Raw genomic sequence first — 7,807 nt, 5'->3', positions numbered from 1 at the left:
GGGAGCGGCGGCCGCCGGATCGTGGGCCACATTGCCGGCAACTACGCTTTCGAACACCCGCGTCAGGCCAGAGCGAAGCACCCGGGCGCCAAGCGGATACGCCGTATCGGCCGACCACTCCGGATAGTCGGCCGCCGGCACCGTGGAGCCGACTAGCATGGCCTGCGTCAGCTCAACCGGGCGAAGCAGCTGCAGCGTCGACTGGTCGCCTTCCGGCGCTGGGTCTCCTCCAAGGTCGGCCACCACATCGGAAGCCGCCAGCCCTTCGACGGTCAGCGTGCACCAGCTCAGCGGCGGCACGTTCAGGTCGAGCGCGAATTCCTTGTAGAAGCCTTCGAAGTCCAGGGCTCGGAAGCGATCGTCGGCCACCCACCGGGCGGAGGTTGCGCGCAGGCCCGCCAGGCGGCGCTGCAGCGCATCTGCGCCGACGAACGGAACCGCGAGACGCACCGACATGCGCCGCGCGAAACCGCGCTCCACTACCGTCGTGACGCCGAAGTCGTCGGTCTCACGGCGGCTGTAGTCGACGATCCCGACCGTCGGCGTAGCCTCCAGCGTTCCTAACTCGATCTGTTCCCCCGCAGGGGTAACTACGATCATGCAGCGCCGGCCACGCTGACGGCAGTACCGCCACTGGCTGACGTCACATCGTCCAGCTTACGGGCGATGCGCCCGCTGTTGCCGGCATTTGCGGCGTGGCCTGCATTGTTCTCATTCCGCATCTGGGCAACTTCGTCGCGCAGCGCCTGAAGGCCGGCCGCCACATCGTCGTTCGCGGGGGCCGTCGTACCCGCCGCCTGGGCAGCAGTGGCCGCCGCCGACAACACAGAGGATGTCGAGGGCGTACTGGTCGCGCCGGTGATCGCGCCGATCAGACCGTAAGTCGCCTCGAGGCTCGCGGCGGTCTGAGCCTTGATGCGTTCCAGCTCCTGCCGGCTCGTCGCGGTATTCCCGGCCACATTCAGAAGCGACTGGCTCAGACCCACCAGCGAGGCCGCTGCGTCCTGGTCACCGGCACGCGCAGCAGCCGTGGCGGCGTTGAACTGGCCCAGCAGAGAAGCGAAGCTGCCCGAGCTGGTGCCATCGGTCAGGCCGCGGATGCGGTTGACCTCGTCCATGATGCTGTCGCCGACAGAGGTCCAAGCGTCCTTCAACTGCGCCGCAGCCTCGGCGGCCGCCTGGGCATCCTGCACCGCCCAGATTTGCTCTTGCAGCGCACGGTTGCTGGCGTCGAGCTTGGCGAGGTCGAGCGCGCGGATAGCTGCGGTGTCGCCCTGCAACTCCAGCATCTGGCGCTGCAGGTCCTGGCGCTCCGACAGAATGTCGGCAGCGCTCTTTGCCCCGTTCAGGGCGGACTGCAGATCGGCGAAAGCCGGGGCCAGCTGCAACAGCGTGGCATAGGTCGCCTGGCCGGCCGCCGTGGTCAGGTCCTGCGCCTCCACGAGCTGACGGAAGGCGGCCAGCGTGCCGGGCATCGTCACGCCGAGGCTGTCGAACACCGTGGCAAACTGGGCGGTGCGGGCCGCTGCCTGCTCGGCCTTGGTGTAGTACGACTCGAAGTACCCATCGACGGCGCTGGTGAAGTCGCTGACGCTGTCGAACTGGGCAGCAAGCGACATCTTCAGCTCGGTGCTCATCACCACTGCGGACGAGCCCAACTGGCCGAGCGAAGACGTAACGCTCTCCACCGTCGACGCGACACGCACCAGAGTTTCGAAGAGGCCTTCGCCGACCGCCTGGAATTTCTCGATGCCAGGGAATGCGGCCGTGGCCATCTCGTCGGCCGCCTTGCCGAACACGGCAGTCAGCTTTTCTTCGATCTCGGTGCCGGTCAGGCCCTGAAGGTCGATCTTGCCGATGTTGAGCACGAAGCCGTTAAGCCGCTGCTGGATTTCGTCCGTCGCGGCGCCCAGCGGTCCGGCGGCCGCCAGGATGGCATCGTTGAAGCCGCGCAGGATCAGCGTGAACTGGTTTTCGAGGCCGCCATCGGCATCGGTGTAGTTGGTGGAATATTTGGTGGAGGTCGTCAGGCCGAAGAACTTCTTCTTCTTCTGGACGTCGCTGTAATACGACGCGTCATAGCCGCTCGACAGGATGTCGCCCAGCGACTGGGAGTCGCCGTAGAGGCCGCTACCCACCACCTTGGTTTTGGTGCCGAACAGCGAGCCGATCAGCTTGCCGATGCCGCCAATGATGCCGCCCACGATCGGGATTTTGGACAGGATGCCCCCGCCCGTGATCAGGCCCTCCAGCACCTTCCCGGTCGCGTCCTGCGCGAAACCGGTGTTGACCCCGGCCGAGGCGTTTACATCGCCGGTGCGCAGGACCAGAGAGGCGAACCCGCCGATCTGGCTCTCGATCGACTGGAGGGAAGCCGCCATCTGCCGCGAGTAGGTCAGCATCACGGTATCGACGTCTTTGAGTGCATCGATCGAACGCTTGATGCTCTCCGATTTCGCCGTAACGTCGCCAAACACCGTGCCCGTCCCATCGTTCGCCTTGGGCAGGTTATTCTTCCCCCCGCCAAAGGACCCGGCGATGCCGACGCCGATGGATGCCAGCGCTGCGATCGTCGCGGCGCCGGCGGCGATGTTGAGCGGGAACGGCAGCGACGAGATTGCGGAGACCACAGCCTCTACCGCCTTGGTCGCCGTACGTGCACCACTCCGGGCGATCGAGGACGCGGTCTCGATAGCGTCCTGCGCCATGGCCCGCACGGACAAGGCGAACTCGACAGCGCGGAAAGCCTTTTCGGCGACAGCCATGGCCTGGTAGCCATCCGACCCCTGCTTGAAGAAGCCCTTCGCGGCCGACGCCATGTCGCCGTAAAGCCCTACCTGCGTCGTCAGGTTGCGGGTCGCGAAGAGGGCGTTTTCCTGCTGGGTACGCTGGGCGCGAAGTTCTTCATCCTTGATCGCCGAGATCACCGCGAGCTGCGATTTGTGCGCAGCGCGCAGGCGTTCCTGATCGGCGAGGTATCCGGCGAACGAGGAAGCAAGATCGCCCAGCGCCTGGCCAGCGGCACCAAAGGCGTCAGCCATGCCGCGGCCTGCAATGCTGACGTTGTCGGCGATGGCAGCCAGCAAGTCGCCTTGATAACGCAGGCTGTCGTTGACGGCCTCGGTCTGGATACGACGCTGAAGTTCGAGATCGGCAATCTGAACCTGCTGAGCGATATAATCTTCGCGGATGCCGACTGGTAGCTTTTCTGCCTCGCGAATGGCCTTCAACAGGGCAAGTCCGCGTGTGCGCTCGATGTCCGTTGCATGGACGAGCCGAAGCTCTTCCTGCAAATCTGCGATCCGAGAGACACCAGCGGCCATTGTCGTGTTGGCTTGTGCAATCCGCGTCGCGTCGGAAAGTCGCTCCCGGACCGCCCACTGAGCCTGCAATACCTTGGTCGTTTTCGCTGCTTCAGCAGCTAGACCAAGCTGCTGAGCAACCTCGATCGCGTGCAGCAACGGAAGATCCGCAATACGCTGCTGCACCAGCTCCTGGGCGCGCTCTGCGGGCACCAGCCCCATAGCCACCAGGCCGTTCACCTGCTCCTGCGCGTCGGCCTGCTCACGAAGCCCTGCCACACCCTTCGCGCCGTCGGCGGTGCGCTGCGCGATGGAAAGACGAATCTGGCGCTCAACGGCGGCATCGATGTCACCGCGCTTCTTGATCGCTTCGCTTTCCGCCTTGGCGCGGGCTTCGGCGATCAACGCCGCTGCGCCGGACGTCTGATAGGCATCTGCCAGCGAGTAGAGATTGCGAATCTGCGCTTCGGTCGCCGCCGCCTCGCGCGCGAGCGATGCAGCGTGATCATCGCTGTTTTTCTTAGGGGTGCGATCAGCTTTGATGACAGCCGCCTGCTTGCGCAGATCCGCTAGCTTGTTGGACGCAATCTGCTTGGTGACGTCCTGTCCGAAGCGCTTCAGCCCTGCATTCGCCTCGTTATATGCCTGGTCCCACTGACCCTTGGCATTGCTGACGATTTCACCCAGCCCCTTGCCGGAGAACACGTCACGCACGATCGAACCGATCGCCCGGAAGGTCCCGACGTAATTGGCATAGAGAGAAGCAAGGGCATTTCGCCCCGTGTTGGTCATCCACTCGAGAGCCTGCCCCCACCACTTGCTCATGTCACCCATGTGCAAGCCCACGCGCTCTGCCATCACCTGGAACGTCGCCGTGACGACGTCGCCGGCATCAACCGACGTGTCCTTCAGGCGCTTGATCTCCGCCCGCGTGAGGCCGAGGCTTTTGACCATCGCGTCCGTGTCGACGCCATCGGATACCGCGCGATCGAACAGGGCGAAGGCACCAGCGGCCACGCCAGCGGCGAGAGCGAAGGGTGCAAGCGCTACAGCGGCACCCGCCAGCTCGCCGACGAAGCCCTTTATGCCGCCTTCCGCCATCTGCGCGACCTGGAAAATCTGGCCGGCCTGAGTTGCGAAAATCTGGAATATGGGCGCCCCAGACATTGCCATGGTGACGATATCGTTCACCTGGAACGACAACTGGGTCATCGATCCGCGGTTCTTGCCCACGGCCTGGTCGATCGCCTGATGCGCCTGCACCGTCTGCAACAGGCGACCCTGCAATACTTCCTGCTGCCGGGCATATTCGGCCGGGGCGGTCGCACCCGAATGATAGAGGCGCGTGGATTCCGCGATCTCCGCATTCAGCCGCTTGGTGGCCGCGTACAGCGGGTCGGTAGCCATTCGCAGGCGTTCCGCTGCTTCCGCGTCGGCCATCTGCGCGGAATGAGAACCACGCACCATCGCCGCGAGGCGCTCATGTTCGTCAGCGTGGCGGCGCGTGGCGGCCGCGGCGGCGGAAGCAGCCCGCGCTTCCTCCTCTGCGGCCTGTGTGGCGAGGGCGGAAAACGTCGCGCCGGCATCCGTCGCCCGAACGCGGTTCACGCCTGTAAACCGCTCGAGCGTGGCTTCCAGTCGCGCACGCTCGGCGAGCTGCGAGTTCACAGCCTGCATCGCGGCTACTTCGGCCTGCGCGGCGAGATCGGCCGCGCTGATACGCGCCTGGGCGGTACGCTCCGCCGCCTGAGCCTCGCGCGCCTGCAATGCAATCTCGCCCTCAATCAGACGGTTCGCCAGTTCGGTAAGACCGGCCTGTTCGGCAGCGAGCGCCGCCGTCTCGACCTTCATACCCCGAAGCTCGCTGCGGGATTTGCCGAACGCTGCGGTCTGCCGCTCGATCTGGCGCGCCAGTGCTTCCCCTGCGTTTTCCGCCTTCGCGATCTCGCGTGCGGCGGTCTGCATTTCTCGGGAAGCGGCATTGCCGAACGCGGTGATCTGGGCGGTCGCTCCAGTGAGGTTCACCGCGCCCATCGTCGCGGTCTCGATCTTGCGTAGCTCGCGCACGGCGTCAGCCGCAGTGGCCCCGATCAGGTCGTCCAGGGTCTTCAGCTGCCCAAACGAATTGTACAGGTCGAGAGCGAAGCCGACCGACAGCAACGCGCCGTCTTCGTCCATGCGAGCCTCCATGCTAAAGACCCGCCACGGATAACGCGGCGGGGTGTCAAATGTTGATGTTTGGAACGGTGGGGATGCTGATGTTGGCGGCCGGATCGCCTTCGGCTCCGACCTACCTCAGGTGCGTCAATACCGATGGCGAATGGTCATTAGAGGTAGAAATGTCACTCGACGAGCGAGGGCGAGCAGCGACGATCGTAATGCCTTCGCTTGGCCGCGTCGTTTCCCGCAACGCCCTGTTCTCACCAGAGGAGGTCAGGATCTTCGACGAGGAGAGCGTCTGGGTCATAGATCGCGTCACCCTGGATTTGCGACGCGATGTCACCATCGGAGACAAGAAATCGACAACGTCAGGCAAATGCCAGCTGAAGCCAGCCCCCGCTAAACGAGCGTTTTAACCGAGGACCAACTGCAGCCGCGCCAGCTCGACTTCCATTTCGCGGGCCGAAACTTCGGCTCGCCATGGAGGCGGGCAATTCTCGCTTTCGGCACGGTGACCCTCGGCGAGGTACTCCACTGACAGCTTGCGTAGAAGGCGGGCTTCCCAACGGGACAAACTAACTCCGATTACGTCCTGCCAGGCCTTGATCGATTGCCAGCTGAGAGGCCCGGCACCCATGCCGGCGGCTTCGGTGAGCCCGATTTCGAACAACCGCGAGAGGATATGCGGCGCCGGATTCGGGGGCATCTGCGGAACGATGCGATCTTTCTTCAGTTGCTCGGCCCGAGGCAGTGCCCGCGGCAAGTCCTTCGCCTGCGCACGCTTGCTTCCTTCCGGCGGTTTTGGCGTGGCATTGAGCCACGCCAGTTGCCGGACGTAGAGCGTCAACTCACGGTCGATGCGCCCTTGAAGTTTCCCCAGTCGCGCAGTGCCTTCTGGATCTGCACACCGATGAAGCCGAGTTTCTTATCGGCGTAGAGCGCGCGGAAAAGATCCTTGCCGTGCTTCTCGGCCGCCGGCGGATAGTCGAGGTTCTCGAAAGCTACGGTGATCGAGGCCAGGTCATCCGCAACCTCGGCTTCGCGCTGCGCGATCGGGGCGACGTTGGGCCGGCCGTCGTTGTCGTTCAGGCGCTTCACCGCGCGGTTGGCCTGACGGTCCTCAAGCTCCGCGAAAACCGAAGAGGCGGGGCCGTGAACGATGATGCGAACAGGCTTGCCGTCATCATACAGGTAGTTGCCGTCAGGGCCCTTGATGTGGATGGCGGCGGTGTCGGAAACCGACTGGGTCGTGATGTCCATGAAAAATCCTTCGCAGGTTGGCGCACCGACCCGTCCCGCCACCCGCGAAAGAACGGGCCGGGCCGGTGCATTCGAAACCGGCCCGCAGGCCGGGTAGCTAGCGGGTGTTAGGCGGCGGCGACCTTCACGATCCTCGTGTTGATCTCGATCGTGGGGTTCACCATGATGATGCTGTCGGCATTGCCGATGTTCTCGGGGTACCCGAACACACGGGCCTGGAAGTATCGCTTCGCACCGTTCGGGTAAGTGACGCAGTGCGCATAGAGCGCGTTGTTGGTCGGTTCCGAAGCGGTCCGCAGCAGGGTCTGGCCAGCGTCAGCTTCATCGTGCGCAAGCGAAGGCTGGAGCGAGCCGTAGTCGGTCGAGCCCTTGTGCTTTTCCTTGGCGCCCTTGAGGGGCTGGAATTCCACCTTGTTCGTCGTGGCGCCGATCGCGCCGATCTGCTCGACGCCGCCGATGTCGGTATAGGTCAGCGCGGCATAGCCTGCTGCGTCTTGGGTTGCGGGAACGGCCGCCGAAATGGCGATCGAGGTGCCCGCGGCAGTGCTGGAAGTCATGGTAGTACTCCTGGTGAAGGTGCCGGATTATCCGGCGGGAACTGCTCGCGCGGGCGAACGAACGTGTTAGGCCTTGGGCTTTGCCTCGCCCTTTGCAGCGGCGACCTCGGCGGCGGTGGCTTCGCGGACGAGCCCGGCGCCTTTGTAATTGATAAAGGCGCCCTCGCTCACCGGAACGACCGAGCCGCCGACGAACTTCTCCTCGGTGCCGGCGTCGTTGAAATCCCTGATGATGAAGGCATTCTTGTTGGTGCTCATGATGGTCTCCTCTTTCAAACGGGCGCGTCGTAGCTGACGCGGAAATCCTGGGTCTGTTCGAAGCTGTTGCCCGGCCCGTTGAGGCTCGGCCCCAATCCGGCAGTCCGCACAGAAACGCGCAGCGCTCCGCCGATGTCGCCAACCTTGCCCGCACAGGCGGCCCGGATGGCGCCGATCGCGGCCTTGCGCTCACGCACACTGACGGCACGTACTGTGACAGCCACACGGTCCGTCTGCCGGACGAAACCGACCCGCTTCAGCGGCTGGCGG

Annotated in this window: 7 protein-coding genes and 1 pseudogene; 1 reads left to right on the top strand and 7 read right to left on the bottom strand. The window is 64.4% G+C overall.

The window, feature by feature from the left end:
* Together PMI02_RS25730 and PMI02_RS03660 are read right to left on the bottom strand one after the other, a co-directional pair.
* Nucleotides 1–600, bottom strand: a pseudogene (locus PMI02_RS25730) (hypothetical protein); the annotation flags it as partial.
* Nucleotides 597–5,480: a hypothetical protein gene (locus tag PMI02_RS03660; protein WP_007678936.1), complete on the bottom strand. Its 4,884-nt coding sequence runs from the start codon at nucleotides 5,478–5,480 to the stop codon at nucleotides 597–599. The gene PMI02_RS03660 and the pseudogene PMI02_RS25730, both read right to left, overlap by 4 nt.
* A 56-nt stretch (nucleotides 5,481–5,536) precedes the next feature.
* Here PMI02_RS03660 and PMI02_RS03655 point away from each other — a divergent pair, with 56 nt between their 5' ends.
* Nucleotides 5,537–5,878, top strand: coding sequence for a hypothetical protein (locus PMI02_RS03655; RefSeq protein ID WP_157222357.1), 342 nt, complete (start codon nucleotides 5,537–5,539; stop codon nucleotides 5,876–5,878).
* Here PMI02_RS03655 and PMI02_RS03650 read toward each other — a convergent pair.
* The 5 genes from PMI02_RS03650 to PMI02_RS03630 all read right to left on the bottom strand — a co-directional run.
* Nucleotides 5,875–6,309 carry a hypothetical protein gene (locus tag PMI02_RS03650; RefSeq protein WP_007678930.1) on the bottom strand — a complete coding sequence of 145 codons (435 nt, stop codon included), beginning with the start codon at nucleotides 6,307–6,309 and terminating at the stop codon, nucleotides 5,875–5,877. The two genes, PMI02_RS03655 and PMI02_RS03650, sit on opposite strands and share 4 nt — an antisense overlap.
* The gene (locus PMI02_RS03645) at nucleotides 6,306–6,722 is read right to left on the bottom strand and encodes a hypothetical protein (protein ID WP_007678920.1); all 417 of its coding nucleotides are present in this window, start codon (nucleotides 6,720–6,722) and stop codon (nucleotides 6,306–6,308) included. Before PMI02_RS03645 ends, PMI02_RS03650 begins: the two co-directional genes overlap by 4 nt.
* 107 nt (nucleotides 6,723–6,829) lie before the next feature.
* A complete protein-coding gene (locus PMI02_RS03640) occupies nucleotides 6,830–7,279 on the bottom strand; it encodes a hypothetical protein (protein WP_007678918.1) in 450 nt (149 codons plus the stop codon).
* A gap of 66 nt (nucleotides 7,280–7,345) precedes the next feature.
* Nucleotides 7,346–7,537, bottom strand: coding sequence for a hypothetical protein (locus tag PMI02_RS03635; protein ID WP_007678910.1), 192 nt, complete (start codon nucleotides 7,535–7,537; stop codon nucleotides 7,346–7,348).
* A gap of 14 nt (nucleotides 7,538–7,551) precedes the next feature.
* Nucleotides 7,552–7,807: hypothetical protein (locus PMI02_RS03630; RefSeq protein WP_007678907.1), on the bottom strand; the 256-nt coding region annotated here is incomplete at its 5' end.

Source organism: Novosphingobium sp. AP12, assembly GCF_000281975.1.
GTDB lineage: Bacteria > Pseudomonadota > Alphaproteobacteria > Sphingomonadales > Sphingomonadaceae > Novosphingobium.
This window is presented reverse-complemented; position numbering and strand designations above follow the sequence as displayed.